Annotated in this window: 19 protein-coding genes and 1 pseudogene; 8 read left to right on the plus strand and 12 right to left on the minus strand. The window is 72.3% G+C overall.

Annotated features, from left to right (window positions below):
• Positions 1-19 precede the first annotated feature (19 nt).
• Complete coding sequence (locus O7635_RS30925; protein ID WP_278084023.1) at positions 20-1909, minus strand: lectin; 1890 nt, start codon at positions 1907-1909, stop codon at positions 20-22.
• A gap of 114 nt (positions 1910-2023) precedes the next feature.
• On the opposite strand from O7635_RS30925, the gene O7635_RS30930 reads away from it, so the two are divergent.
• The gene (locus O7635_RS30930) at positions 2024-3124 is read left to right on the plus strand and encodes a sulfite oxidase (RefSeq protein WP_278084024.1); all 1101 of its coding nucleotides are present in this window, start codon (positions 2024-2026) and stop codon (positions 3122-3124) included.
• A 56-nt stretch (positions 3125-3180) separates the two neighbouring features.
• Entirely contained in the window at positions 3181-3696 is a 516-nt protein-coding gene (locus tag O7635_RS30935; protein ID WP_278084025.1) for a hypothetical protein, read from the plus strand.
• A gap of 3 nt (positions 3697-3699) precedes the next feature.
• Here O7635_RS30935 and O7635_RS30940 read toward each other — a convergent pair whose 3' ends face one another.
• Positions 3700-4596: a LysR family transcriptional regulator gene (locus O7635_RS30940; protein ID WP_278084026.1), complete on the minus strand. Its 897-nt coding sequence runs from the start codon at positions 4594-4596 to the stop codon at positions 3700-3702.
• A 62-nt stretch (positions 4597-4658) separates the two neighbouring features.
• On the opposite strand from O7635_RS30940, the gene O7635_RS30945 reads away from it, so the two are divergent.
• A complete protein-coding gene (locus O7635_RS30945) occupies positions 4659-5513 on the plus strand; it encodes an oxidoreductase (RefSeq protein WP_278084027.1) in 855 nt (284 codons plus the stop codon).
• Here O7635_RS30945 and O7635_RS30950 read toward each other — a convergent pair.
• Positions 5493-6524, minus strand: a complete 1032-nt coding sequence (locus O7635_RS30950; protein ID WP_278084028.1) for an NAD(P)H-binding protein — start codon at positions 6522-6524, stop codon at positions 5493-5495. The genes O7635_RS30945 and O7635_RS30950 overlap by 21 nt on opposite strands.
• A gap of 71 nt (positions 6525-6595) precedes the next feature.
• On the opposite strand from O7635_RS30950, the gene O7635_RS30955 reads away from it, so the two are divergent.
• Entirely contained in the window at positions 6596-7543 is a 948-nt protein-coding gene (locus tag O7635_RS30955; RefSeq protein WP_278084029.1) for a helix-turn-helix domain-containing protein, read from the plus strand.
• Here the strand turns inward: O7635_RS30955 and O7635_RS30960 are convergent.
• Positions 7533-8288: pseudogene (locus tag O7635_RS30960) on the minus strand (methyltransferase domain-containing protein); the annotation flags it as partial. The gene O7635_RS30955 and the pseudogene O7635_RS30960 overlap by 11 nt on opposite strands.
• A gap of 217 nt (positions 8289-8505) precedes the next feature.
• Here O7635_RS30960 and O7635_RS30965 point away from each other — a divergent pair.
• Together O7635_RS30965 and O7635_RS30970 are read left to right on the plus strand one after the other, a co-directional pair.
• Entirely contained in the window at positions 8506-8952 is a 447-nt protein-coding gene (locus tag O7635_RS30965) for a hypothetical protein (protein ID WP_278084030.1), read from the plus strand.
• A gap of 60 nt (positions 8953-9012) precedes the next feature.
• Positions 9013-9738: a Type 1 glutamine amidotransferase-like domain-containing protein gene (locus O7635_RS30970; protein ID WP_278084031.1), complete on the plus strand. Its 726-nt coding sequence runs from the start codon at positions 9013-9015 to the stop codon at positions 9736-9738.
• Between the two features lie 51 nt (positions 9739-9789).
• Here the strand turns inward: O7635_RS30970 and O7635_RS30975 are convergent, their stop codons facing one another.
• Positions 9790-12126 carry an AbfB domain-containing protein gene (locus O7635_RS30975; protein WP_278084032.1) on the minus strand — a complete coding sequence of 779 codons (2337 nt, stop codon included), beginning with the start codon at positions 12124-12126 and terminating at the stop codon, positions 9790-9792.
• A gap of 268 nt (positions 12127-12394) precedes the next feature.
• On the opposite strand from O7635_RS30975, the gene O7635_RS30980 reads away from it, so the two are divergent.
• Positions 12395-13417 (plus strand): LacI family DNA-binding transcriptional regulator, encoded by a 1023-nt coding sequence (locus tag O7635_RS30980; protein WP_278084033.1) that lies wholly within the window; start codon positions 12395-12397, stop codon positions 13415-13417.
• A 1623-nt stretch (positions 13418-15040) separates the two neighbouring features.
• Here the strand turns inward: O7635_RS30980 and O7635_RS30985 are convergent.
• Positions 15041-16228: a hypothetical protein gene (locus tag O7635_RS30985; RefSeq protein ID WP_278084034.1), complete on the minus strand. Its 1188-nt coding sequence runs from the start codon at positions 16226-16228 to the stop codon at positions 15041-15043.
• Between the two features lie 325 nt (positions 16229-16553).
• On the opposite strand from O7635_RS30985, the gene O7635_RS30990 reads away from it, so the two are divergent.
• The gene (locus O7635_RS30990; RefSeq protein WP_278084035.1) at positions 16554-19487 is read left to right on the plus strand and encodes an AAA family ATPase; all 2934 of its coding nucleotides are present in this window, start codon (positions 16554-16556) and stop codon (positions 19485-19487) included.
• Here O7635_RS30990 and O7635_RS30995 read toward each other — a convergent pair.
• Genes O7635_RS30995 through O7635_RS31020 form a run of 6 tightly spaced genes read right to left on the minus strand, consistent with a single transcriptional unit; the run spans position 19457 to position 25765 of the window.
• Entirely contained in the window at positions 19457-20500 is a 1044-nt protein-coding gene (locus O7635_RS30995) for a phosphotransferase family protein (protein WP_278084036.1), read from the minus strand. The two genes, O7635_RS30990 and O7635_RS30995, sit on opposite strands and share 31 nt — an antisense overlap.
• Positions 20497-21234, minus strand: a complete 738-nt coding sequence (locus tag O7635_RS31000) for an SDR family oxidoreductase (protein WP_278084037.1) — start codon at positions 21232-21234, stop codon at positions 20497-20499. Before O7635_RS31000 ends, O7635_RS30995 begins: the two co-directional genes overlap by 4 nt.
• A complete protein-coding gene (locus O7635_RS31005; protein WP_278084038.1) occupies positions 21227-21838 on the minus strand; it encodes a TetR/AcrR family transcriptional regulator in 612 nt (203 codons plus the stop codon). The genes O7635_RS31000 and O7635_RS31005 overlap by 8 nt, the downstream gene beginning before the upstream one ends.
• Positions 21835-23796: an acetoacetate--CoA ligase gene (locus O7635_RS31010; protein ID WP_278084039.1), complete on the minus strand. Its 1962-nt coding sequence runs from the start codon at positions 23794-23796 to the stop codon at positions 21835-21837. Before O7635_RS31010 ends, O7635_RS31005 begins: the two co-directional genes overlap by 4 nt.
• The gene (locus O7635_RS31015; RefSeq protein WP_278084040.1) at positions 23793-25001 is read right to left on the minus strand and encodes a hypothetical protein; all 1209 of its coding nucleotides are present in this window, start codon (positions 24999-25001) and stop codon (positions 23793-23795) included. The genes O7635_RS31010 and O7635_RS31015 overlap by 4 nt, the downstream gene beginning before the upstream one ends.
• On the minus strand, positions 24998-25765 hold the full coding sequence (locus O7635_RS31020) for an ATP-binding cassette domain-containing protein (RefSeq protein ID WP_278084041.1): 768 nt from the start codon (positions 25763-25765) through the stop codon (positions 24998-25000). Before O7635_RS31020 ends, O7635_RS31015 begins: the two co-directional genes overlap by 4 nt.
• Positions 25766-25768: the final 3 nt, after the last annotated feature.

Raw genomic sequence — 25768 nt, forward strand, 5'->3', positions numbered from 1 at the left:
GTCAACGATCGTCGATGTGTCAGGCCGGCACGGTCCACTTCTGGTTGCCGGCGCCGGTGCAGGTCCAGATCTGCGCGGGCGTGCCGTTGGCCGAGTTGTTGTCGACCACGTCCAGGCACTTGTTGGCGCTGGCGCTGACCAGGTCCCGGGCCGCGGTCGCCGTCCAGCGCTGGTTTGCCGACCCGGTGCACGACCAGATCTGTGTCCGCGCGCCGTTGGCGGTCGAGTTGTCCCGCACGTCGAGGCACTTGCCCAGCGCCCGCACGGTGCCGTCGGCGCCCACCGTCCACTGCTGCGCCGCGGTGCCGTTACAGTCCCAGAGCTGCACCGCCGTACCGTCGGCGCTGTTGGCCCCTGCGACGTCCAGGCACTTGCCGGCGAGGCCGACGATGGGACCGGTCCGTCCGGTGGGCGGGTTGGTCGGCCCGCCCGGGCCCTGGGTCCCCGACCACGTGAACGTCGCGGTCGTCCGGGCCGGCAGGGTGTAGGTGAACGACTGTCCACCCCAGACGACCCGGACCGACTGGCCGCTCGTGCCTCCATTGTGGGCGATCAGCGCCTTGGAGCCGTCACTGTTGCGCCAGGCCACGTTCTGCACGGTGCCGTTGGCGGTCGAGTCGATCCGCTGCGCGCCCGGCCGCACGAACTTGGTCAGATGACCGGTCGTGTAGTACTCGATGGTGTAGTCGACCTGACCGGCCCGGGCGCCGCCCTCCTGCACGGTGACCAGCCCGGTGCAGGTGCCGCAGCCGCCGTTGTGCGGGCCCATGTTCTGGTTGAGCGCGAGGCTCCACTTGACGACCGACTCGCTCCAGTTGCGGGTGTAGTTGACGATGTCGGCCATGTCCTCGTTGTGCTGGTTGCCGATCCAGGTGCCGCCGGAGTGCTCGGTGGAGAACATGTGCACCGCGGGGTACTGGCCGTGCACCTGTGAGCCGACCGACGGGTTGCCGCTGTAGCCGTGCCAGGCGATGCCGCCGAACAGCGGGTCGTTGCGCAACGCCGCGTCCGACACGATGCCGGCGCCGATCTGGTTCCAGTCGCCGTAGTTCCAGTCGTGCACCATCACCTTGGTCGTGATCCCGGCCGCCCGGAACGCCGGCAGCAGGTGGTTCTTCGTGAACTCCAGCAGCCCCGACGAGTTCCAGCTCATCCCCGGGTAATTCATCGCCGTCGGGTTGCCGGCCTGGCAGCAGTTGGGCTCGTTCTGCACGGACACGTAGTTCACCGGGATCCCGGCGGCCTGGTACATCTGCACGTACTTCACGAAGTACTGGGCGTACATCGGGTAGTACTCCGCCCGCAGCCAGCCCATCTGGTCCATCCGGCCGTTGTCCTTCATCCAGCCGGGCGCGCTCCACGGGACGCCCTTCACGCGCAGGGCGGGGTTGAGCTGCTTCGCCTGCTGGGTCAGCAGCCGCACGTTCGTGTCGTACCCGTTGCTGTGGAAGTCGTTGAGGTTGCAGCACGTGTCGTCGAGCGAGACGTTGCCCGGCCGGGAGAGGTCGGACGCCCCGATCGGGTTGCGCACGAAGGAGAGCCCGATGCCGTCGGTGGGGTGGAACAGCCTGCGCATCACGGCGTCGCGGGTGGCCGCGCTGACGGGACCACCCCGCAGGAGGTACGCGGTGGTGTCGGTGATCGACGCGCCGGCGCCCTCGAACGTCTGGTAGCGGGTGTTCTCGTTGACCGTGATCGTGTGCGTGGCGCCCGGGCTGGTGGCCGCGAACGCGACGTTCGGCTGCTGCTGCAGGCCGCGCGTGACGGTCCGGCCGCCGCCGTCGGAGGTGGTGGTCAGCCAGACGCTGACCGGTTCGTTCGCGGCGTACGCGGGTGGGCTGAGCGCGAACGCGGTGGCCGCCGCGACGACGCCCAGCGCGATGCTGCCGGCGATCCTGGCGCGTGACATGCTGCTCCCCTTCTCATCGATGGATGTCACCGCCCCCGCCGACAGGGCGTTAACAGGAAACACCCTTTACAGATCGATGTCAATGCGTACGCACGGCGGGGGTACGCTCTGCCCGTGAGACTCGACGAGATCAGCACCCCCAGCCGCGTGGCCGACGCGGACGAGGGCGTCAGCGGCGCGGAGCTCGGCCTGGCCGCCCGAAACCACGGCATGCCGCTGGAGGCCATGCGTTACGACGTGACGCCGGCGGGCCTGCACTACCTGCTGATCCACTACGACATCCCGTTCGTCGACCCGGCCGCCTGGCGGCTGACCCTCGACGGCCTCGTCGACCGCCCGCTGACCATCGACCTCGAGACCCTGCGGGCCATGCCGGCCACCACCGTCCGCTCGACCATGGAGTGCGCGGGCAACGGCCGGGCCCGCCTGGAGCCGCGCCCGGTCAGCCAGCCCTGGCTGGTCGAGGCCGTGGGCACCGCCGAGTGGACCGGGGTGCCGCTGCGGGACGTGCTGACCGCCGCCGGCGTGCGGGACGGCGCCGTCGACGTGGTCTTCACCGGCGCCGACCACGGCGTCGAGCGCGGCGTCGAGCAGGATTACCAACGCAAGCTGACCGTCGCCGAGGCCCTCTCCCCCGACGTGCTGATCGCGTACGCGATGAACGGCGCGCCCCTGCTGCCCCAGCACGGTTTCCCGGTCCGGCTGCTCGTGCCCGGCTGGTACGGCATGACCAACGTCAAGTGGCTCACCCGCATCGAGGTGCTCGACCACGCGTTCACGGGGTTCCAGCAGAAGGCGTACGTGGTGCGGCAGAGCGCCGACGAACCGGGCGAGCCGATCACCCGGATCGCACCGCGGGCCCTGGTCATCCCGCCCGGCTTCCCGGACTTCATGACCCGCGGCCGGGTGGTCCGGCCCGGGCCGGTGCTGATCGAGGGCCGCGCCTGGTCGGGCCGGGCCCCGGTCGAGCGGGTCGAGGTGTCGGTCGACGGCGGTGAGACCTGGGCCGAGGCCGCGCTCGCGCCGGACGGCGGTCACCGCTGGGCGTGGCGGCGGTGGAGCTGGTCGTGGGTCGCCGAGCCCGGGCAGCACCTGGTCACGGCCCGCGCCACCACCTCCGACGGCGAGGTGCAGCCGGTCGACGCGCCGTGGAACCGGGGCGGCTTCGCCAACAACGCCGTGCACCGGATCCCGGTCACCTGCCTCGAAGCCTGAGCCACGCGCGTAGCGTCGGCCTTTGGATCTGTTTCATCGGGGGAAGGAACAGCGCCATGGCTGGGAGGCCAAGGAGTTTCTGGGCGAAGATCGGGGTCGGCGTGGCCGGTGCGGCGCTTGTGGTGGTCGGCGCCGCCGGTGCGACGACCGCCGGCGCGGCCGAGGCGAAGGGCGCGCCGCCGGCCAGCGTGACGGTGCAGGTCACCAACGGGCACTTGGCGGACGCGCAGGGCAACTCGCTCTACCTCTTCGTCGCCGACACCGGCAACACCTCGACCTGCAACGGCGCGTGCGCGGCCCAGTGGCCGCCGCTGGTCACACAGGGCGCGGTGCAGGCCGGCAACGGCGTCGACGCGAGCAAGCTCGGCACGTCGAACCGGCAGGACAACACCAAGCAGGTGACCTACAACAACCACCCGCTGTACCGGTTCATCGCCGACACGGCCCCGAACCAGACCAACGGCCAGGGCGTCAACGCCTTCGGCGCGCTGTGGTGGCTGGTCAACCCGAACGGCGACGCCATCACCAGCGGCGGCCAGCAGCCCACACCGGGCGGCGGCGTCACCTACTGAGTTTCATGGTCGACCGGTGGCCTGCCGCACGGCGGTGCGCAGCGCGTGCAGGAGCGGGCGGTCGTCGCCCGCGCGCCAGGCCAGCACCAGCTCCGCCGGCGGCAGGCCGGTCACGGGCCGCAGGGCGACGTCGGGCCGGCGCAGCAGCGCCGCGTTGCCGGCGGCCAGCAGGACCACACCGAGGCCGGCGGCGACCGACTCGGCCGTCTCCTCCGATGTGGACACTTCGGCGGCGATCCGGACCGGGTGGCCGGCGCGCTGGTCGGTGGCGAGCCAGAAGTCGCGCAGCGGGCCGCTCGACGGTGGCAGCGCGAGGAACGGCTCGTCGCGCAGGTCGGCGAACGCGATCGTGTCCCGCCCGGCCAGCGGGTGGGACGCGGCCAGCGCCACCAGCCGGTCCTCGGTCGCGACGGTGACCCACGCGAACCGCTCGTCGTCGGGCAGCGGCAACCAGACGAACGCGGCGTCGGTGGCCGCATCGCCGAGCCCACCGGTCGGGTCGCTCCACGGGACCTGGCGGAGCCGCAGCTCGGCGTCGGGCGCGGCCGCCGCGAACCGGGCCCGGACCGCCGGCAGCAGGGACCGGCCGACGCCGGTGCTCATCCCGACCACCAGCTCGGCGGCCTGCCGGGCCAGCGCCGCCGCCAGGTCGGCCTCCGCCGCGGCCCAGGCCTCGAGCGCCGCCCGGGCACCAGGCAGGAGCGCCTCGCCGGCCGCGGTCAGCCGCACGGTGCGACGGTCCCGCTCGAACAGCGGCGCGCGGAGCTGCGTCTCCAGCGCGTGGATCTGCTTGGAGAGCGCGGGTTGGCTGACATAGAGCGCCTCGGCCGCCCGGGTGAAATGCAGCCGCTCGGCCACGGCGACGAAGTAGCGCAGCTCGCGCAGGTGCACGTCGGTCATGACTCCTGGTTATCACAGCGGGTCTTGGACACCGACCGGGGCGGCGGTGGAGCGTTGACCTCATGGACGTATGGCTGATCACCGGCGCCGGAAACGGCCTCGGACGGGCGATGGCGGAAGCGGCGGCGGAAGCCGGCAACGTGGTGGTGGCGACGTCGCGGAGGGTGGACGGGCTGACCTACGCGTACCCCGACCGGATCGAAGCCCTTCCCCTCGACGTCACCGACCCGACCGCGGTGGCGGCGGTCGTGGCCGACGTCGAGGCCCGCTACGGCCGAATCGACGTGCTCGTCAACAACGCGGGCCGCGGCCAGGTCGGCGCGGCCGAGGAGACCACCGACGCGGACCTGCGCGACCTCTTCGAGGTGCACGTCTTCGGCCCGGCGGCGCTGGTGCGGGCGGTGCTGCCCGGCATGCGCGCCCGGCGCTCGGGAACGATCGTGCAGATGTCCTCCTACGGCGGCGTGGTCGGCAACGCGGGCTTCTCGGCGTACTGCGCGACGAAGTTCGCTCTCGAGGGCTACTCGGAGTCGCTGGCGGCCGAGGTCGCGCCGCTCGGGATCCGGGTGCTGATCGTCGAACCCGGCAACTTCCGCACGGGACTGCTCGGCCCGCGCATGCACGAGACGAAACCGACCAGCGCGTACGCCGAGACGGTCGGCGCCACCCGCGCGTTCCTGACGGCCTCGCACGGCGCCCAGTCCGGCGACCCGGCCCGCGCCGCGGCGGCGATACTGCGGGCCCTCGCCGCCGACGAGCCGCCGCTGCGCCTGCCGCTCGGCGGCGACGCGGTCGACGGCATCCTGGCCCACCTCGCCGCGGCCACCGAGGAGGTGCGCGCGTGGTCGGAGGTCTCCCGCGACACGTCGTTCACCGACGCGGGTCCGGCCAGGTCGCTACCGCGTCCCGGCCGGTAGGTCCGGCTCCACCGTGAGGTGCTCGGACAGGGCGCGGAGGAAGTCGGGCGCGTCGAACATCTCGCCCGCCGAGGCCACGCCGGTGGTCCTCGCGCGGCCGGTGCGGAGGCGGTGCACGGCCTCGACGGCCAGCGGCGCGCTGACCGCGTAGATGTCCTGGCCACTGGCGGTGATCCGGCGGCGGGTCGCGCCGCGCCGGACGACGACGTCGACGGTGAAGGTCTGGTCGGACCGGCCGCGCTCGTCGACCGCCGTCGGAGCGCGGTGATCCAGGGCCGCCAGGTCGCCGGCCGCCTCGGTGGTCATGTAAGTGCGTACCTCCGGGATGGCCAGGTGGTGCGGGACCGTGACGATGTCGGCCATCGAGAAGTCGCCGAGGACGGTGCGGCGGCCCAGTCCAGGGAAATCCCAGTCGAGCGTCGGCAGGGGTGCGTCGGCGGTGTGGTAGTCCAGCTTTCCGCCGGTGTAACGAACCCGGCGGCCGTCGCGCCGCCGGCGGGAGACGGCGCCCGACGCGACGGTGCCCGGGGTGGGGTGCCAACTGCTCAGCGCGTACGCCACGTGCGCCTCGTCCGCGGCCGTCCAGTCTCCCATCGCGGCGGTGACCAGCAGATCGCCGAGCCCGCCGTAGAACGCCATCGCCGGGACCACCGCCGTGTGGGCGCGGTCGGCGAATTCACGGAAGGTGTCGAGGTTGGCCTCGATCTCGGCGGCGACGTCGACGTACGGGATGCCGGCGCGCAGCGCCGCCTCGACCAGCGGGCGGGCGGTCTCGGCGAAGGGACCGGCGCAGTTGACGACGGCGGCCGCGCCGGCGAGCGCACGGTCGAGCGAGTCGGGGTCGGTCACCTCGGCCGCCCGGTGTGCCCGGCCCGGGTGAGCCGCCGCCAGCTTGGCCGGGTCGCGGCCCAGCGCCAAGGGGACGAACCCGCGATCGTGCAACTCCGCGACGACGAAGCGGCCGGTGTGCCCGTACGCGCCGTACACCGCGACGGTCTCGTTCTCTGTCATGCCGATGATCGTCGCGCCGGCGGGCGGAACCGGACAGTGTCTGGAACGCCGTGCCCCGTACAGTTTCGGACATGGCCACGATCGCGCTCGCCGCCACCGACGGCATGCTGCACTTCGAGTTCGCGCTGGCCTGCGAGATCTTCGTCCGCGACCCGTCGGGCCTGGCCGACCCGTGGTACGACCTGGTGGTCTGCGGCCCGGGCCCGGTGCGGATGGGCCGGTTCCAGATCTCGCCCGACGCGGGCCTGGACCGCCTCGTCGGGGCGGACACGGTCATCGTCCCGTCGATCGAGGACGTCGACGCTCCGCTGCCGCCGGCCCTGCTTGACGCTGTGCGCGCCGCCCACGCCGCCGGCGCCCGGCTCGTCTCGCTGTGCACGGGCGCGTTCGTGCTGGCCGCCGCGGGCGTCCTCGACGGCCTGCGGGCGACGACGCACTGGGCGCACACGGACGAGCTGGCCGCCCGCCACCCGCTCGTGCGGGTCGACGCGGACGTCCTCTACGTCGACAACGGCACGGTCCTCGCCTCCGCCGGCAAGGCCGCCGCGATCGACCTCTGCCTGCACCTGATCCGCCGCGACCACGGCGCCACGGTCGCGAACGCGGTCGCCCGCCGCCTGGTCGTGCCACCCCACCGCGAGGGCGGCCAGGCCCAGTACGTCACGACCCCGGTGCCGGCGCGCGCGGACCACCCACTGGCGGCGCTGCTGCCGTGGGCGCTGGAGCGCCTGGACCGCCCGCTGACGGTCGAGGACCTGGCCCGCCGGGCCAACATGAGCTCCCGCAACCTGGCCCGCCACTTCCGCGCGGCAACCGGCGCGACCCCGCTGCGATGGCTGTCGACACAACGGATCCGCCGGGCCCAGGAGCTGCTGGAAAATACGGACCGCACCATCGACACGATCGCCGCGGAGTCGGGCCTCGGCACGGCCACCACCCTCCGCCGCCACTTCCACCGCACGCTCGGCGTGCCCCCGGAGTCCTACCGCCGCACCTTCCGGACGGAACTCAGGCGATGAGGAGGCGCAGGCCGAGCTCCGCCGCGTCCCGGTCGAGGAGGTCGCGGTTGCGGTCCGCCCAGTGGCCGGAGTCGAGGTCGGCGCGGAGCGCGTTCACCGCCCGGTGTTCGGCTCGGGCACCGACCTTGGTCCAGACCGAGGTGCCGCGGCGGACGCGTTCGTCCAGGTAGGCCTGCGGTCGGCGCCAGTAGGCCTCGAAGAAGCCGTCGACGCAGTCCCACGGCACGGGCACCGGCTCGGTGCGGCCGCCGATCGCCTCGGCCAGCTCGGACAACGACGGCCGGCCGGCGACGAGGTCGCCGACCTCCGGCAGGTAGTCGCGGGTCAGCCAGAACCTGTCCAACCACCCGGCCGCCGTCGTCTCGTGCGTGAACACCACCACCCGCCGCGCGACCCGGCGAAGCTCGCGCAGCCCCGCGATCGGGTCGGGCCAGTGATGGATGGTGGCGAACGCCATCGCGGCGTCGAACGACTGGTCCGCGAACGGCAGGCGGTCGGCCGACGCGGCCACGCACGGCGCGGCATCCGCGGGCCGCTGTGCCCGCATGAGCGCCGACGGCTCGACGGCGGTGACGTCGCTGTGCGGCGGCTCGTAGGAGCCGGTGCCGGCCCCGACGTTGAGCACGGTCCGCGCGGGCCCGAGCGCCTCCCACAACTGCGCCGCGATCCGCGGCTCGGTCCGCCGGGTCACCGTGTAGGTGGCGCCGATGGTGTCGTACAGCTGCGCGCTGGTCATTCTCTCCCGCCTTCGTCACGCCCGGCTCCAGGCGCGTTGACCGAAGCGTCTCCCCTCACCCGCACCGCCGTCAAGGTATGCCGTCCATTGTAGACGTTGAATGCCGAACCAGCCCACATGCCTCATCCGACCCAGATTTCCGTTCATCGGTTCCCGCCCGCGAACCGCCCTACGCTCGAAATGGGGGCCGCCTGGGCGGCCGATTCATAGTGGCGGGAGGAACGTCATGGCGCGCGAAGTGAAGGATGTTGAAGTGGTCCTGGAAGCTCTCCAGTGCACGAACGCCGAGGGCGACTCGGGCACCAATATCGAAGTCTTCGGTCAGCTCGAGGCACGCGGCGTCTTCATCGACGCCAACGGCGAGCCGCGGGCGGGCGCCCGCAAGGTCATGTGGCAACAGGACGACGGGATCAACCTGGCGCCGCGGACCGAGCTGAGGGTGAACAGTGTCGCGGCGTTCCCGGTGTTCAAGGGCGACTTCCTCTGGATCGGCGGACGGATCGTCGAGGAGGACGACTTCGACGACGACCTCCTCGGCGACGGCTTTCGCAAGCTGCGTTACCCCGAGATCAAGAACGGCATCGTCAACGTAGGCTTCAACAAGGACGAGCAGGAAGTCATCGCCCGCTACAACATCAACGTCAAGGACATCCGCATCGACCCGAACGCCTGACGGCGGCGCACCGGTCGGACGGGCTCCCTTGCGGGAGCCGGTCCGACTAGTGTCGGGCGCATGCGAGCTCTGCTGACCTCGTCCGGGGTCAAGAACGCCAGCATCAACGACGCCCTTGTCGATCTGCTCGGTAAGCCGATCGACCAGGCGAACGCGTTGTTCATTCCTACCGCGATCTATCCCTTTCCCGGCGGGCCGGCCATGGCGTGGCACGCGCTCTCCGGTCAGGCGCTGCCGCAGCTCGGGTGGAAGTCGTTGGGGATCCTGGAGCTGACCGCGCTCCCGCACATCGAGGAGGACGCCTGGGTGCCGACCGTGCGCGACGCCGACGCGCTGCTCGTGTGGGGTGGCGATCCGCTGTTCCTCGCCAACTGGCTGCGGCGGTCCGGGCTCGCCGCGCTCCTGCCGACGCTGCGGCCCGAGGCGGTCTACGTCGGGGTCAGCGCCGGCAGCATGGCAGCCACCACGACGTTCGTCGAGACCTACCCAGAGCCGCCGCGTGGGACCGACGGGCCGTTCGAGACCGCGCCCGTCGTCTTCGAGACGCCCGAGGGCGACCTCGACCGGCTCTTGGTCACCGGGCAGGGGGTGGGCCTCGTCGACTTCGGGTTCATCCCGCACTTCGCGCATCCGCACCACCTCGACGCGTCCCCGGCCAACGCGGAGCGGTGGGCGGCGCACATCCCCGCGCCCACCTACGCGATCGACGACGAGACCGCCATCAAGGTGGTCGACGGCGCCGTCGAGGTCGTGTCCGAAGGGCAGTGGCGGCTGTTCAAGCCATGACCGCGGGACGCGGGTGCGGCGGCGCCGACGCCGTCGCACCCGCGCGGTCCACTAAGGCGCCCAGGGTGCCGCGATGTTCCAGGTGCTGTCGGCCGTCCACAGGCCCGGCGCGTTATAGGCGGCGCCGCCGGCACCGTTGGAGAGCCAGACCTCCGAGTTGTAGTGCCTCAGGTACGAGCCGCGGAAGTTCCACGACTCCAGCGACACGCCCGAACCCGTCAGGCCCGTCCGCGCGCACCACGTGGCGTCCGCCCGCAGCAGGGCCGAGCCGTCGTTCGGGGAATTCTGCACCCGCGAGTTCGCGTGCCGCAGGAACTGGCCCGGGAAGTTGACCGACTCGAACGAGTAGCAGGACCCGTCGGCGAGACCCGGACGGATCGTGTACGTGGCGTCGCTCTTCAGCAGCGCCGACGACCCGGCATTGACCACCTCGGTGTACGCCAGGCTGTTCTGGTGCCGCAGATAGCGGTCCGTGAAGCCGGGCGTCGTCACCTGCAGCGACCGTCGCTGGTTGACCGGCAACGTCGTCGGCGCCAGCGCCGGCAGTGACCGGGACGCCGCGATCAGCGCCTGGTTGGCCGCCCGCACCCGGGCCTGGTCCATCTTCACGACCTGCCGGTCGTACGTCACGAACCCGTTCAGCTCGCCCTCCAGATCGGTGATCTCCGTGTAGATCGCCGCCGACAGGCCCTTGCCCAGCATCAGGTTCTGCACCCCGGCGACCAGCCCCACGTACCGATCGGTCAGCGCGGTCGCGTTGGCCTGCCACTCGTACGCGAAGAAGCCTCCGCTCGGCGACCACTCGTGGCCCGGCGTGTGCAGGCCCAGGCCGCCGAACTCGCCCAGCACCGAGATCCGCGACGATGCCACGGGGGCGTCCGGGCCGAGATAGACGTGCCAGTCGTCGATGTCGCCGTTGCCCGGGTTGCCCAACGACTGACAGCAGTTGTGCCCACTGTGGACGTTGACCAGCCGGGTCGGATCCTGCGCCTTGACCGCGTTGCCGAACCGCTGGGTGTCGACCAGCGACCGCTCGCCCCAGCCCTCGTTGTAGACCGTGTAGGCGACGACCGCCGGCGACGACCGGTGCTCGTTGACGATCTCCCGCGCCTCGGCCTCGAGCTGGGCCTGCTGGGCCGCGTTCGGGTCGACGTTCTGTGCGGTCAGCGACGGCACGTCCTGCCAGACGAGCAGCCCCAGCCGGTCCGCGTGGTAGAACCAGCGCTGCGGCTCCACCTTGATGTGCTTGCGCACCATGTTGAAGCCCAGGTCCTTGTGCTTCTGCAGGTCGAACGCCAGCGCCGCGTCGGTCGGGGCCGTGTAGACGCCGTCCGGCCAGTAGCCCTGGTCGAGCGTGCCGGTCTGGAACACGAACTGGCCGTTGAGCAGCGGGCGGCGTACCCCGTTGACCAGGCCCGTCGTGATCTCCCGCATCCCGAAGTAGTGCGTCGTGCGGTCCACGAGCGCCCCGGACGCGTTGCGCAGCGTCACCTGCAGGTTGTAGAGGAACGGGTCGTCCGGCGACCACCGCCGCGCGGCCGGCACCGGCACGGCGAACTCGGTGAACCCGCCGGTCGCCGAGCCGACCACGGTGGACCCGTTCAGCGCCTCGGCCAGCACCGAGTGGCCCGAGACCGAGCCGCGCGTGAACACCCGTACCCGGATGGTGTTGTTGGCGAGGTTGGGATAGAGGTCGACCGAGCTGATCGACGACGCCGGCGTCGGCTCGAGCCACACCGTCTGCCAGATGCCGGAGCTCGGCGTGTAGAAGATGCCGTTGGGGGTCTTGGTCTGCTTGCCGATCGGCGGCAGGCTGCCGTTCTGCCGGGTGTCGCTCGGGTCCCAGACCTTGACGACGAGCTCGTTGGTGCCGCCGTTCAGCGCGGGGGTGATGTCGAACGTGAACGCGTCGTAGCCACCGACGTGCCCGCCGACCTGCTGCCCGTTGACCCAGACGGTGGTCTGGTAGTCAACGGCGCCGAAGTTGAGCTGCACCCGCCGCCCGGCCCAGCCGGGCGGCACGGTGAACGTCCGCCGGTAGAACAGGTAGTTGCGGTTGTCGCCCGGCGCGCGCATGACACCGGACAGGGCCGACTCGACCGGGAACGGCACGTTGACGCGCTCCGGCAGGTTGGTGTTGAACTGCGGCGCGTCGTCGGTGGCCGACTGGCGCAGCTGCCACTCGCCGTTGAGGTTCTGCCAGTCGGGCCGGGTCATCTGCGGCCGCGGGTACTCCGGCAGCGGCGTGCCGTTGAGCGCCTGGGCGGTCCACGGCGTGGTCAGCGGCGGCGGTTTGGCCGGCGCGGCCTGGGCGGTGCCCGGGGCCGCCAGCAACCCGACCGCCAAGGCCAGGAGAGCGACAACGGAGGTACGACGGGACGGTTTCATACCTTGCTCCGTTCCAGTGAAGTAGAGATCGCGCCAGTGGTGGCCGGCCTGATACATCGATGGTTGGCTCTATAACGTTATAGAGACCGATCGACTTCTACAACGGGCACCGGGCCCGACCCGATCGCCGCGGTCGTGGTCGGCGGTACCCTGCTGGTCGGCGGCGCCGGCACGATCAGCGGCACCTCTCTGTTAGTCGTGATGGTGACGCCGAGTCGTTTGAGCCGGATCAGACGGCTCCGCTGATGGGGGTGTACGGGTGGGCGGCGTGAGCCTGAAGGACATCGCGGCGCGGGCCGGGGTGTCGTTGTCGACGGTGTCCAATGTGGTCAACGGCTACCGGCCGGTCGGCGAGGAGCTCCGGCAACGGGTGCAGTCGGCGATCGACGAGCTGGGCTACGCGCCGAACCTGTCGGCCCGCCACCTGCGCCTGGGCCGCACGGGCATCATCGCGCTGGCGATTCCGGAGCTCGACAACCCGTACTTCGCGGAACTCGCGGGCGCCGCGATCCGCGAGGCGGCGGGGCTGGGCTACACGCTGGTCATGGAGGACACGGCTGGGGCGTACGACCGCGAGCTCTCGATGATCGAGAACTCCCGCCGCCAGATCATCGACGGCCTCATCTTCAGCCCGGTCGCCGTCGCCCGCGAGGAGGTCCTGGCCCGCCCACCGGCGACACCGATGGTCCTGATCGGCGAGGGCGTCTACGACGTGCCCCACGACCACATCGCCATCGACAACATCGCGGCAAGCCACGTCGCGGTGCAGCACCTGGTGTCGCTGGACCGCTATCGCATCGCCTTCATCGGCGCCCAGGCCGGCGACCATCGACAGTCGGCCCACCTGCGGCTGCGCGGGTATCGCGAGGCGCTGGCCGGGGCGGGGCTGCCCTGGGACCCGGCGCTGGCGGCGCCGACGTCGGCCTTCGGGCGGGCCGACGGGCTGCTCGCGATGCGTGATCTGCTGGCGCGGACGCAGCCGCCGGACGCGGTGTTCGCCTACAACGACCTGGTGGCGATCGGCGCTATGCGGGCGGTGGCCGAGGCGGGGTTGCGGATTCCGGACGATGTCGCGGTGATCGGCATCGACGACATAGAAGAGGGACGCTTCAGCAACCCGACGCTGACCACCATCTCGCCGGACAAGGAACACATCGGGCGGCTGGCCGTGCAGGCGTTGGTCGCCCGCATCGAAGGAAAGCCGGTCCAGCCGCCGTACGACATCCAGCCCCCGTTCCGCCTGTTGACCCGCGAGAGCACCCTGGGCGGCCATCGCCCGGTGCGGCCCTAAAGCCTTCCGTGCCTCGCACACCGTCCGTCACCGGACAGTGTCACATGGCGTAGATGACATTGACGCATTTGCGGAGCCGCAACTGACCGACAACATGGATCCGGCCCTGCTCGCTGAGATGCGAAGGCAGTCAGAACTCGCGCCCGCGACCACAATCCCTACCGAAGCGGCGATGAAGGATCCAGCGGGTGGCTTCACCTCGGTGGCATTCGAGGGTGATGGCTTGACTTGACGTCGGCCCGAGGCGTCGCACCGGTCGCGGTTCGGCCAGCCCGCTTCTCGAAGGCCGAGCTCGAAGCGGAAGCGGAGAAGATCTGGACTGCGGTGAAGCACGCGGGCGTGATCCAACCCATCACTGTCAAGTACGACGGCAGCGGATTGGGTGTTGAGCAGATGCCGGCGGCGGAGGCAGCCGCGGCGCGTGCCAAGGCCGGCCGCCTTCTCCCCGACGCCAAGGCGGTGGTCAACGCTGTGCGACCAGCGGTGCCGGTCGAGGTCACCGAAGCCGACCAGTCCATCGACTTCCTGGCCTGCCCGTCATCTGGCTGCACGAGGCGAAACACCATCCGCGTGGAACTCCGGCACCTACATGTGCCTCCCCGATGCGGGCGTCGGGCCGGGATCGTGTACCACGGGCTTCGGCGTCAACGTCGCTGCCCACGGCACGAACTATGTGCTCACCGCAGCCCACTGCGCCACCTGGTACGCCGACGGCGTTGACAACGCCTACGACGGCGCTAGGGAGCTGATCGGCCGCGCTACTCCGTCGGAGGATTGGGATCGGGACCTGTTGCTCATCAGCGCGCGGGGCTCGTACTGGATGTTCGACGGTGGCCCGAAATCTGCCGCCAAGAAGACGGGCAGACCGCAGGTCGCAAGGGGGACAGCGGTGGACCCGTCTTCTCGCTCGATGGCAGCGGCGTTCGTGCCAAGGGTGTGGTGTCCGCTGGTTCAGGATCGCGGATGTACGTCCAGGACATGGCCGACGTGACGACCTCGCGATCGGGCAGTTCGCCATGGAGCGGCGCCATTCCGCGGACTGGCGTGGTGACCGATACGGCGACACGCACGATCGCGCAACGGCGAGCGGGTTTGTCAGCGGGCGTCGTGGCGTTGGCGCTCGGGCTGTCAGCGTGCGCGCCGGCGCCCGTCCCAGCGGCCGCCCAGACGACGGAGATCACGCCGTCCAGTCCAGGCGCCGAGGGGTGCGCGGGATCCTTCGGCGCGCCAAGCGGCGTGCCCGTCGGCGACCAGTCGGTCGAGCTGGTGCCGACGGGTGCCGCTGAAGCTGTCGTTTGCAGCCATTTCGATCCGATGGCTTCAGACAGCCCTCCGCTGACGGACGTCATCGCCGTGCCTGGCGACCCTGGGCGCCTCGTCGCCTATCTCAACGGTCCCTCGAAGGTCGGTGTTGACGACGGAACCGCTTCTCCTACTCTGACCAACACGACGTCGCCGTCAACGTGCAACCCACCTGTGCAGCCGTCGAAAGAGAAGGCGTCCTGCGTCGCCTCGAGAGCTGCTCCGCGCTTCAAGAGTATTGGCGTGGCTGACTGCCTGAGGGGGCCTTCTCCACTACCTGGACCGACGGTGTGCGGCCGAGGCCGCACACCGTCGGGTGGGTCAGCGGCGCCAGCTCCAGGAATAGCTGACGTCGTAGGTGCCGTCGTGGTCCTGGAAGCGGAACACTCCGCCCGGTAGGGCGTCGTCGATGCTGTTCAGGGTGATGGTGGACGTGCCGGCCTGCAGGAACGTGTCGTCCTGGAACGAGTTGACGATCCAGGTGATGAGCTCGCCGGCGAAGTAGCCGGCCAGCTGGCCCAATGCCTGCGCGATCAGTTTGCTCTTCAGGATCGGTTCCAGGACCTGGCCGACGCGTTCTGCGATCTTCTGCTGCACCACTCCGCGGACCTGTTGCCAGACCGTGGTCAGGACGTTGGCGAAGCCGCCCGCGTCGACCTCCGTCAGGAGGACCGTCGCGGTGTACACCGCCGGGTACGTCAGCGGCAGGTCGAAGTTTCCGAAGACGTGGCCCTGGTTGTAGAACGTCCAGATCGTCCCGTCGTCAAAGCCTTGCGGGATCTCGTACGCCGTCTTCTGGATCGTCTCCCCGCCCGGCGTGACGATGAGGCCGCCGAAGGCGATCTCGTCCGAGCCCCACTCGGTGACGCCGCTGCCGGTCTCGTCGACGCAGGTCACGCGGTTGAGCATGAACTTCACGCCCGTCTTGGGGCGGGTCGGCAGCGGGTCCGGGTCGCAGTTGCCGAGCAGCTCGCAGTCCTCGTGCGGGTCCGGGCAGTCGCGGCAGACCGCATCCTGTTCTTCGCCGCCGCCGGCGACCGGACGCTGGGCCAGCGAGCCCTTCAGCGCGGCGCCGAAGCGGCCCGCGTCGACCGGCAGCGGGCTCTCCGCGTAGGCGCCGGCGAAGCCGCGGCCCGCGAAGTCACCGGGCCGGATGCGGCTGTACTGCCCGAACTCGCCGGACGCCAGCGCCGCCTTGGCGCCCGAGCGGTAGGCGTCCCGCCGGGAGGCCGGCATGTCCCGGAACCCGGCCGCGAGCTTGGCCTCGACGCTGCCGGCCGGCCAGGCCCGGCCCGGGTCGGCCGCGGTCACGGCGAACGAGTACCGCAGCGCGTCGGCCGCGTCCGCGTAGATGGTGCGGGCCATCGCGGTGACGTCGGCCTGGGTGAGCGCGGGCCGGGCCTGGGCGACGCCGGCGCCGAGACCGAGGGTCATGGCGACGGCGCCGAGGACGGCGACGGCCCGGGCGAACCAGGCAGGCAGGGATGGTGGTGTGTGGTGTGTCGACATGCGGACGATGCTCAGCGGGCCGGCCCGCCCACGGCATGGGTGCTCGCCACCCACATTTCCGCCGCCGCACGTCACGGCCCGGTCGAAAAGCTGACAACCGGAACCGCCGTCCAGCGCGCTTAAGATCTCGGGACACCGCTTACCAACTTGGGGGGAACATGGGAATCAGGCGGCGGATTCTGGCTGCGCTCGCGGCCGCGGCACTGGTCGGGGCACCAGTGATCGGCGGTGTGGCGACCATCACGAGTGGACCGTCCACCGCGGACAAGGTGGTCGCGGAGCCGGTCGATCCGCACGGCTGCGCCGGCTGCGGCAACGGCGGCGCATGACCGGTCCGACCCTGGCCGGCCTTCCCAAGGCGGCGGCAGCCACGTCTACCGTCCTCATCGGACGGACCCGTGAGCTGGACGTCATCGCCGAGGCGGCCGGCCAGGTTCGGCGTGGCGCCGGGCGGGTCGTGTTCGTCGCCGGCGAGCCCGGCATCGGCAAGACCCGGATGCTGCGGGAAGCGGCGGCGCTCGGCGCCGGCATGACGGTGCTGACCGGACGGGCCACCCCGACCGGCGCCTCGACGCCGTTCCGGCCGCTCGTGGAGGCGTTCAACACCCGCCTGCGGTCCGGCCCGCCACCGGCCGACCCGGCGCTCGAGCCCTTCCGCCCCGCGCTGGCCCGCCTGTTCCCGGAGTGGCGGACGGCCCACAGCGGCCCGACCAGCGAGTCCACCCTGGTCGTCGCCGAAGGCCTGCTGCGGTTGCTGGCCGCCCTGAGCCGCGAGCGGCCCGTCGCGCTGCTGCTCGACGACCTGCACGACGCCGACCCGGAGACCCTGGACGCCTGCGGCTACCTGGTCGCCAACATCGCCGCCCTGCCGGTGCTGGTGCTGGCCGCCGCCCGCACCGGACCGTCCCCGGCCGAGCGCCTCGCCCACCGCCTGCACCGCGACCACCAGGTGCCCGTGCTCAAGCTGCACGCCCTGACCAGGTCGCAGGTCGCCGAGCTCACGGCCCAGTGCCTGGGCACGCGACCCGACCGGCTTCCGGACACCCTCGCCGACCAGCTGGCCCGCGACTCCGACGGCGTCCCCTTCGTGGTCGAGGAGCTGGTGGCCGGCATGGTGGCCACCGGCGTGCTCCGCCACGACGGACACGCCTGGCACACCGACCGCGACCTCGCGGGACGCGTCCCGGTGACCGTCGTGCACACCGTCGAGGACCGCGCCGACCGGCTGGGCCCCGACGGACGCCGGCTGCTCGAAGCGGCCGCCGTGTTCGGCAGCCGGTTTCCCTTGCCCGTGGTGCGCGCGATGCTGGACTGCACCCCGGACGAAGCGCACCAGCTCATCCAGGCGGCGGCCGAAGCGCACCTGGTGCGCCCCGATCCCGCCGGCGACGGCTGGCACGCCTTCCGCCACGCGCTGACCGCCGATGCCCTCCGCACCCGGCTGACCCCGGACGACCGGCGCGCCCTCGCCGGCGCCGCCGCCCGCGCGCTCGAAGCGGCCCACCCGGACCTGCCCGGCGAGCTGGGCCCGCTCGCCGCCGAGCTGCGGCTGGCCGCCGGCGACGAGGTGGGCGCGGCCGACCTGTTCGCGACGGCCGGCAGAAGGGCGCTGGCCGAGGGTGCCGCCGCCTCCGCCGCGACCCTGCTCGAACGCGCCCACCAGCTGCTGCGCGACCGCCGCGACAAGCGGGACGCCGCGACCGCGGCCGCCGTGCTGGAGACGCTGCTCGTCGCCCTGGAGGAGACGGGCGAGTTCGACCGGGCCCGCCGCCTGGTCGACGCCATGCTGGCCCACCCCGACCTGCCCACCGACCAGGCGATCGCCCTGCAGTCTCGGCTCGGCTGGAACGCCTTCCACGGTGGCCGCACCGCCGACGCCGAGAGCCGGATCGCGGCGGTCCGCATGCTGCTCGGCCCGGACGCCGCGCCCGAGCAGCTCGCCGCGGCCGACGTCGTCGACGCCCACGTGCTCAGCCTCCACGCCGGCCGCGCCGACGAGGCCGAACAGGTCGCGCTGCGGGCGGTCGCGGCCGCGGAACGCGTACCCCTGCCGGAGGTGGTGTGTCGGGCCCGGCAGTTGCTGGCCCTGCTGGCCCGGCGGCACGGGTTCGCGGCGGCCGACCGGCATCTCCTCGCGATCCTGCGCATGGCCGACGAGCAGGACCTGCCACTGTGGCGTGTCCGGGCGGCGATCCGGCTGGCGTCCAACGAGATGATCCGCAGCGGGCGCAGCGAAGCGCTGCGGCAGGCCCGTGACGCGGCGTGGGCGATGGGCGCCGTGCACACCGGCTACGACGCTGACGCGAGCCTGGCGATGCACGAGGTCTTCTTCGGCCGGTACGCCGAGGCGGTCCGCCTGACGACCGAGTGCGCCACCGCCCTCACCCGGTTCGGCAAGGTCGTCGACCTCCAGTACGCGCTGGTGGTCCGGGCCGCCGCCCACGCCCACCGCGGCGCCCGCGCCGAGATGACCGCGACCCTCGCCGAGTACGACCGCCTCGGCGGCGCCGGCTCCTTCTACACCCCGCTGGTCCACGGCCTCTGCCGCGCGTTCAGCGCCCTGCTGGAGGAGGACCGGACCGGCGCCCGCGCCGAGCTCGAGGCGGCCCGCGCGTTCGAGGACCAGCACACCACCATCTACTACCAGTGGGGCCGCTACGGCCTGCTGCTCCTCCTCGACGCGCTGGCCGGCACCGCACCGAGGACGACCACGCACCCCGCGTACGCGCTGCGCTGGAACCGACAGTTCGTCCACTTCGCGAAGGCCGTGCGGCACGGCGCGGCCGGCGACCCGGAGGGCGCGACCAGAGCGCTCGCCCGCGCCCGAGAAGCGGCGAGCGTCTTCCCCACCGCCCACCGGCTCGGCCTGCGCCTGGTGGCCGAGTCGGCGCTGGAGCACGGCTGGGGTGACCCGGCGGCCTGGCTCCGCGAGGCCGAGCACCACTTCCGCGAGCTCGACGCCCCGCTCGTCGCCAGCGCCTGCCGGACCCTGATCCGCCGGGCCGGCCAGCGCGCGCCGCAGCGCCGGGCCGGGCACGACCGCCTGCCGGCCGCGCTGCGGGAACACGGCGTGACCGTGCGCGAGTACGAGGTGCTGCTCCTGCTCGCCGACCGCCGGCCCAACAAGGAGATCGCCGAACGCCTCTATCTCTCCCACCGGACGGTGGAGAAACACGTCGCCAGCCTGCTGCGCAAGACCGGCCAGCCGGACCGGTCGGCTCTCTGCGGCTACGCCGACGCACTCCCCCGCGCCGAGTGAGCCCGCGACGCCAACGCCCGCAAGCCCGCCGCCAGCAACGCCGGCACCGCCCGCTCCGCCTGCGCCGACGTCGCGTCCGCGGCCGCGCCCCGCCGGGCCCGGTAGCTGATGCCCTGCGCGATCACGGCCAGCTTGAAGTTGGCCAGCGCCAGATAGAACGGCCAGTGGTCGAGGTCCACGCCACGCCGCCGGGCGTACGCCTCGGCGATCGCGTCCGTCGGCGGGAGCCGGTCGCTGGCCCACGCGGCGTCGAGCCCGAGGATCGGGTCGAGCTCCGGCTGCCGGTAGACGCACATCAGCGCCACGTCGGTCAGCACGTCGCCGACCGTGGCCAGCTCCCAGTCGACGACCGCGAGCACCTTGCTGATGTCGGCGGCGTCGAGCAGCGTGTTGTCGATCCGGTAGTCGCCGTGCACCACACCGATGTGCGCGGACCGCGCCGGCAACGCCGAGGTCAGCAGGTCGTGCAGCCGGTTCGCGTCGGCGAGGTCGACACTCTTGACCTCGTTCCACTGCCGCCACCAGAGCCGCACCTGGCGGTCGAGGAACCCGTCCGGCCGCCCGAGACCGCCCAGCCCCACCGAGTCGACCGGCACCGCGTGCAGGTCGGCCAGCACCCGCACGAGTTCCGTGACGCACGCTTCCAGCGAGGCCGAACCATGGGCGGCCAACTGCCCCCGGGTACGCACGACCTGGCCGGCCACGAACCCGGTCACCGCGAACGGCGCGCCCAGCACGGTCTCGTCCGCGCAGAGCGCGACGGCCGGCGGCACGGGCACCGCGCTGTGCCGCAACGCCCGGGTGACCCGCCACTCCCGCGCCACGTCGTGGGCCGACTGGGTCAGGCCGGACAACGGCGGCCGGCGCAGCACCCAGCGGTGCACGCCGTCGAAGAGCGCGTACGTCAGGTTGGACCGGCCGCCGCTGATCAGCGACGCGGTCAGCTCACCGGCGACCGGGACGCCCTGCCCGGCCAGGAAGTCGCGCACCGCGGCCAGCGACGACGGGTTCATGCCGCGTACCCCCGGGTCCCGGCCCGGCTGAGCACGATCTCGTTGACCACCGTGCGCGCGGACAGGTCGAGCAGCGTGGTGACCGTGTCGACCACGTCCGAGACCGGGATCATCGACGACGGCGGCACCTCGTCGTGCACCCAGGCGCTCATGTCGGTGTCGACGTAGCCGGGCGCGATGGCGGTCGCCAACACACCGGCGGCCGACTCCTCCGCGTTGAGCCCGCGGCACAGCGCGAGCAGCGCCGCCTTCGTGGCCCCGTAGACGGCCAGCGACGGCTCGGCGTAGACGCCGCCGATGGAGGCCAGCGCGATCACCCGCGCGCCGTGGGCCGGATCGCGTCGCGCGGCGGCCCGCAGCAACGGCAGCGCCGACCGGATCAGCAGGAACGGCGCCCGGGTGTTCAGCGCGAACTGCTTGTCGTAGCGCCCGACCGGGTAGCCGTCCAGCGGAGCGGCCGAGCCGACGCCGGCGGCTAGCACGAGGGCGTCCAGCGCGTCGGGGCGATAACCGGACAGCACGGTCGCCGGCGCCGCCGGGTCGGCCAGGTCGACCGCCACCGTGTCCACATCGGACGCCCCGAGCTCGACGGCCGAGGCGGCGACGAGCGCCAGCCGGGCCGGATCGCGCGCGACCAGGGTGAGCCGCCAGCCCCGCCGGGCCAGGGCGAGCGCGATGCCCCGCCCGATCCCCCGCGACGCCCCGGTGACGACGGCCGATCGCGGCTCAGCCACCGATGCCCACGATCGACCGCGCGATCGTCAGGTAGCGGTCGAGCAGCGCCTCGACGGGCAGGGAGCCGTCGGGCCGGTACCAGGAGGCGACACCGACACAGAGCGACGCGATGGCCCGGCTGGCGTCCTTCGGGTAGGGCGTGGTGAACACGCCGTCGCGTACGCCCGTGAGGATCACGTCGTCGAGCATGCGCTGCTGCTCGTCCCGCTTGGCCACGTAGCGCTCGCGGTTGCCGGGTTCGAGGCTGCGCAGCTCGGCGGTGGAGACCATGGCGCCGGTGCGCCGGTACATGTGGAACCGCAGCAGCGACTCGACCAGCGCGTCGAACTGGGCCCGTGGCTCGGGCGGCGCGCCCGCCAGCGCGTCCCGGCTGCGGGTCAGCAGCTCGTCGATGACGACCATCATGAGGTCGACGAGGATGTCCTGTTTGGAGGCGTAGTAGTGGTAGACGCCCGGCACCGACAGCCCCGATCGGCGAGCCAGGTCGCGCGTGGTCGTGCCGTGGTAGCCGTGCTCGTAGAAGGCCCGCAGCGCGGCGTCGAGGATGCGCGGGAAATCGAGCGGCCCGTAGTCGCGCCAGTCGGACATCGTCACCTCGTTCATCGGGCCCGCCGTCGGGCGTGCGCGGAGCTGATCAGCGTGTCGAGCGCCGCCGGGTTGTCGACCGCGCCGCGGTTGACCACCTGGGCGGGGTCGGCGCCCTGCAGGATGCGTTTGACCGGGACCTCGAGCCGTTTGCCGGTGCGGGTGTGCGGCAGCTCGGTCACGACGATCACGTCGTCGGGCACGTGCCGAGGCGAGGCCCGCTCGGCGATCCGCCGCCGGATCCGCTCGACTAGGTCCGCGGGCGGCGGGTCGCCCTGCGGGACCACGAACAGCGGCAGCCAGTAGCCGCCGTCGGCCTCCTCCACGCCCACGACCAGCGCGTCGGCCACCTCCGGCAGCGAGAGCACCGCGTCGTAGATCTCCGCCGACCCCAGGCGTACGCCGTGGCGGTTGATCGTCGCGTCGGACCGGCCGAGGATCACGACCGTGCCCCGCTCGGTGATCATCGTGAGGTCGCCGTGCCGCCACACGCCGGGGAACGCGTCGAAGTAGGTGGCGCGCAGCTTGCGGTCGTCGGGGTCGTCCCAGAAGCGCAGCGGCATCGACGGCATCGGCTCGGTGATCACCATCTCTCCCGGTGTGCCGGGCGGGACCGGCTCGCCGTCGGCGTTCCAGACCTCGACGGCGGCGCCCAGCGCCGGAGCGCTGATCTCGCCGTCGAAGACCGGGGTCGTCGGCGCGCTGGCGACGAAGATGCCGACGATGTCCGTGCCTCCGCTCATCGATCCTAGTTGGACCCGCGCGCTGACGTGTTCCCGGAACCAGGCGTTGGCCGACGCGGGCAGCACCGATCCTGTCACCCCGACCAGCCGCAGCGCCGAGAGGTCCAGGTCCCGCCCGGGCGCGAGGCCCGCGCGCCGGGACGCCTCCAGGTACCCCGGACTGGTGCCGAGAACCGTCACGCCGAGGTCCGCGGCGACGCGCCAGAGCGCGTCGGGGCCCGGTGCGGTCGGGCGGCCGTCGTAGAGGACGGTGGTCGCGCCGTGCAGCAGGCCGCACACCTGCGCGTTCCACATCATCCAGTTGGGCGTGGTGTACCAGAAGAAGACGTCGTCGGCGCCGAGGTCCATGTGCAGGCCGGGCGAGACCAGCTGCTCCAGGAGCACGCCGCCGTGGCCGTGCACGATGCCCTTGGGCTTGCCGGTGGTGCCCGAGGTGAACAGCACCCAGAGCGGGTGGTCGAACGGCACGGGGAGGGCGTCGGCGACCGGTGCCGCCGCCAGCGCGTCCGCCCACGTGCTGTCGGCGACGGCGGTGAGCCCGGCGGTCGGGACCGTGACGGTGTGCCGCAGGCCGGGCAACAGCTCACGCAGCGCCGCCGCCTCGTCGCGCCGGTCGTGCACCACTCCCCCGAACCGGTAGCCGGTCCCGGCGAACAGGACGGTGGGGCTCAGCTGGGCCATCCGGTCCGCCGCCGCCGTGGCCCCGTAGTCGAGCCCGGTCTGCGCCCACACCCCGCCGACCAGCGCGGTGGCGACGAACGCGACGACACCTTCGACGCAGTTCGGCAGGTACGCGGCGACCCGGTCGCCCGGCTGGACCCCGAGGACCCGCAACCGGCCGGCGACGGCGTACGACTGGGCCCGCAGCTCCGCGAAGCTGATCGCGGTGCGCGCGCCGTCCTCGCCGACCAGCACCACGGCGTCCCGGTCGGCGGCGCCGGCCCGCAGCAGGTGCGCCCCGAAGTTCAGCGTGCCGCCGGGGAACCAGACCGCCCCGGGCATCCGCCGGTCGGCCAGCGCGCGGCGCGGCCAGGCCGTCCACTCGACGTCGAAGAACTCGGCGACCGCCGCCCAGAACTGGCCCGGCTGCGCCACCGACCAGGCGTGCAGCGCGCGGTAGTCGGTCACGTCGTCCAGCGACAGCCGGCCCTGCCCCTGGAGCCAGGCCGCGAACCGGACGATCCGGCTCTCCCGGACCGCGACCGGGTCGGGCACCCAGCCCGGAGCGGTCACAGCCGCCGCCCCGGCAGCAGCGACCCGCGGGTCAGCACCACGTCGACCGCCACGGCGACGATGAGCACGGCGCCGGTGGCGAAGTACTGCACCTCGGTCGAGAGGCCGAGCAGCTGGACGCCGTTGCTGATCGAGCCGATCACCAGGGCGCCGAGGAGGGCGGACCAGATGGAGCCGCGGCCGGCGAACAGGCTCGTGCCGCCGACCACGGCCGCGGCGATCGCGTTGAGCATCAGCGGCCCGCCGCCCGAGGTGACCGAGACGCCGAGCTGCCGGGACGCGTCGACCATGCCGGCCACGGCGGCGCAGGCGCCGAGGACCAGGAAGGAGTAGAGCACCATGCGGCGGACCGGGATGCCGGCGCGCTGGGCGGCCTCGCGGTCACCGCCGGCGGCGTACAGGTGGATGCCGTAGCGGGTCTGGGTCGTGGCGTACCAGGCGATGAGCATCATCACCGCGAGGATCAGCAGGGGCAGCGGCAGGCCGCGCTGGCGGGTCAGGGTGAACACGCCCCCGAACAGCACGACGGCGACGAGCAGCGAGGGCACGACCACCGCGGCGAGTGAGGTGAGCGAGCCGGTGGAGAGGCGCTCGCGGTGCTGGAACAGGCGGTACGCGGCGTACGCGAGCGTGCCGACCGCGGCCAGCCCGTAGCTCGCGCCCGCCGGGACCGCCGTGCTGGCGATCTTGGCGAACGGGGTGCCGGCGACGCTGACCGTGAACTCCGGCGGCAGCACGACCAGGATCAGGCCCTGCAGGATGACCATGCCGCCGAGCGTGACGATCAGCGACGGCACGCCGAACATGATGATCTGCGCCTCGACGAACGTGACGCCCATTCCGGCGACCACCGCGGCCGCGATCCCGACGGGCAGCGGGAGTCCACTGTTGACGGTCAACCCGGCCGCCACCGCCGCGCACACCCCGGACAGGACCGCCGACGACAGGTCGATCTCGCCGACGAGCAGCACGAAGACGACCCCGAGGGCGAGGATCGCGGTGGTCACGATCTGCAGGGTCAGGTTGGTGATGTTCTGGAAGCTGAGGTACGCGCTGCTCTGGCTGTAGAAGACGGCCCAGATGATCGCAAGCACGACGAGCACCGGGATGCTGCGGTGCCCCCGCGCGGCCGCCTCGATCGCCCGGGTGACCCGGGTGCGGGTGGCCGCGGGCGCGCCGACCGCGGGTGTGGTCGAGATGGTCACGGCTCTCCGCCTTCGTCGTCGGTGGACTCGGCCGCACCGGTCATCGCGCTGACCAGGTCCGCCGGGGTGTAGCCGCCGCGGGTGAACTCGGCGACCTTCGCGCCGAGCCGCAGCACGACGACCCGGTCCGCCACCTGCCGCACGTCCTTCATGTCGTGCGAGATGACCACCACGCCGCGGCCCTGCTCCCGGAGGCGGGCGATCAGGTCCAGCACCTCACCGCGCTGCGAGACGCCGAGCGCCGCGGTCGGCTCGTCGAGCAGCACCACCGCCGGGTCGCTGATCAGCGCGCGGCCGATCGCGATGCCCTGGCGCTGGCCACCGGAGAGCGCGACGACCGGCGTGTTGAGCGCCCGCAGCTTGACCGACAGCGACTCGAGCACGCGCTGCGCCTGCTCCTCCATGACGTGCCGGCGGACCCGCCGCCCGGACCAGACCGGGCCGTAGCGCTCCTGCCCGAGGAACAGGTTCTGCACCGCGTCGAGGTTGTCGCAGAGCGAGAGGTCCTGGAAGACGGTGCGGATGCCCGCCTCGGCGGCGGCCCGTGGGGACTCCAGGCGGCGGGCCTCGCCGCGGACGCGGATCTCGCCCTCGTCGTGCGGCTCCACACCGGACACGATCTTGACCAATGTGGACTTTCCCGCGCCGTTGTCGCCGACGAGGGCCACCACCTCGCCCGCGTGCACCGACAGGTCGACCTCGTGCAGGGCGCGTACGCCGCCGAAGTGCTTCGACACCTTCGTCAGCTCGAGTAGAGGGGTCATGCT

Origin of the sequence: Asanoa sp. WMMD1127 (assembly GCF_029626225.1) — a bacterium.
Classification (GTDB): domain Bacteria; phylum Actinomycetota; class Actinomycetes; order Mycobacteriales; family Micromonosporaceae; genus Asanoa.

What these genes read in the sequence shown, in the direction of transcription:
- O7635_RS30965 (WP_278084030.1), top strand. Translation starts at nt 8,506, where the DNA reads ATGGCGCGCGAAGTGAAGGATGTTGAAGTGGTCCTGGAAGCTCTCCAG.
- O7635_RS30925 (WP_278084023.1), bottom strand. Translation starts at nt 1,909, where the DNA reads ATGTCACGCGCCAGGATCGCCGGCAGCATCGCGCTGGGCGTCGTCGCG.
- O7635_RS30955 (WP_278084029.1), top strand. Translation starts at nt 6,596, where the DNA reads ATGGCCACGATCGCGCTCGCCGCCACCGACGGCATGCTGCACTTCGAG.
- O7635_RS30970 (WP_278084031.1), top strand. Translation starts at nt 9,013, where the DNA reads ATGCGAGCTCTGCTGACCTCGTCCGGGGTCAAGAACGCCAGCATCAAC.
- O7635_RS30975 (WP_278084032.1), bottom strand. Translation starts at nt 12,126, where the DNA reads ATGAAACCGTCCCGTCGTACCTCCGTTGTCGCTCTCCTGGCCTTGGCG.
- O7635_RS30945 (WP_278084027.1), top strand. Translation starts at nt 4,659, where the DNA reads ATGGACGTATGGCTGATCACCGGCGCCGGAAACGGCCTCGGACGGGCG.
- O7635_RS30940 (WP_278084026.1), bottom strand. Translation starts at nt 4,596, where the DNA reads ATGACCGACGTGCACCTGCGCGAGCTGCGCTACTTCGTCGCCGTGGCC.
- O7635_RS31005 (WP_278084038.1), bottom strand. Translation starts at nt 21,838, where the DNA reads ATGAACGAGGTGACGATGTCCGACTGGCGCGACTACGGGCCGCTCGAT.
- O7635_RS30985 (WP_278084034.1), bottom strand. Translation starts at nt 16,228, where the DNA reads ATGTCGACACACCACACACCACCATCCCTGCCTGCCTGGTTCGCCCGG.
- O7635_RS31020 (WP_278084041.1), bottom strand. Translation starts at nt 25,765, where the DNA reads ATGACCCCTCTACTCGAGCTGACGAAGGTGTCGAAGCACTTCGGCGGC.
- O7635_RS30935 (WP_278084025.1), top strand. Translation starts at nt 3,181, where the DNA reads ATGGCTGGGAGGCCAAGGAGTTTCTGGGCGAAGATCGGGGTCGGCGTG.
- O7635_RS30990 (WP_278084035.1), top strand. Translation starts at nt 16,554, where the DNA reads ATGACCGGTCCGACCCTGGCCGGCCTTCCCAAGGCGGCGGCAGCCACG.
- O7635_RS30995 (WP_278084036.1), bottom strand. Translation starts at nt 20,500, where the DNA reads ATGAACCCGTCGTCGCTGGCCGCGGTGCGCGACTTCCTGGCCGGGCAG.
- O7635_RS30950 (WP_278084028.1), bottom strand. Translation starts at nt 6,524, where the DNA reads ATGACAGAGAACGAGACCGTCGCGGTGTACGGCGCGTACGGGCACACC.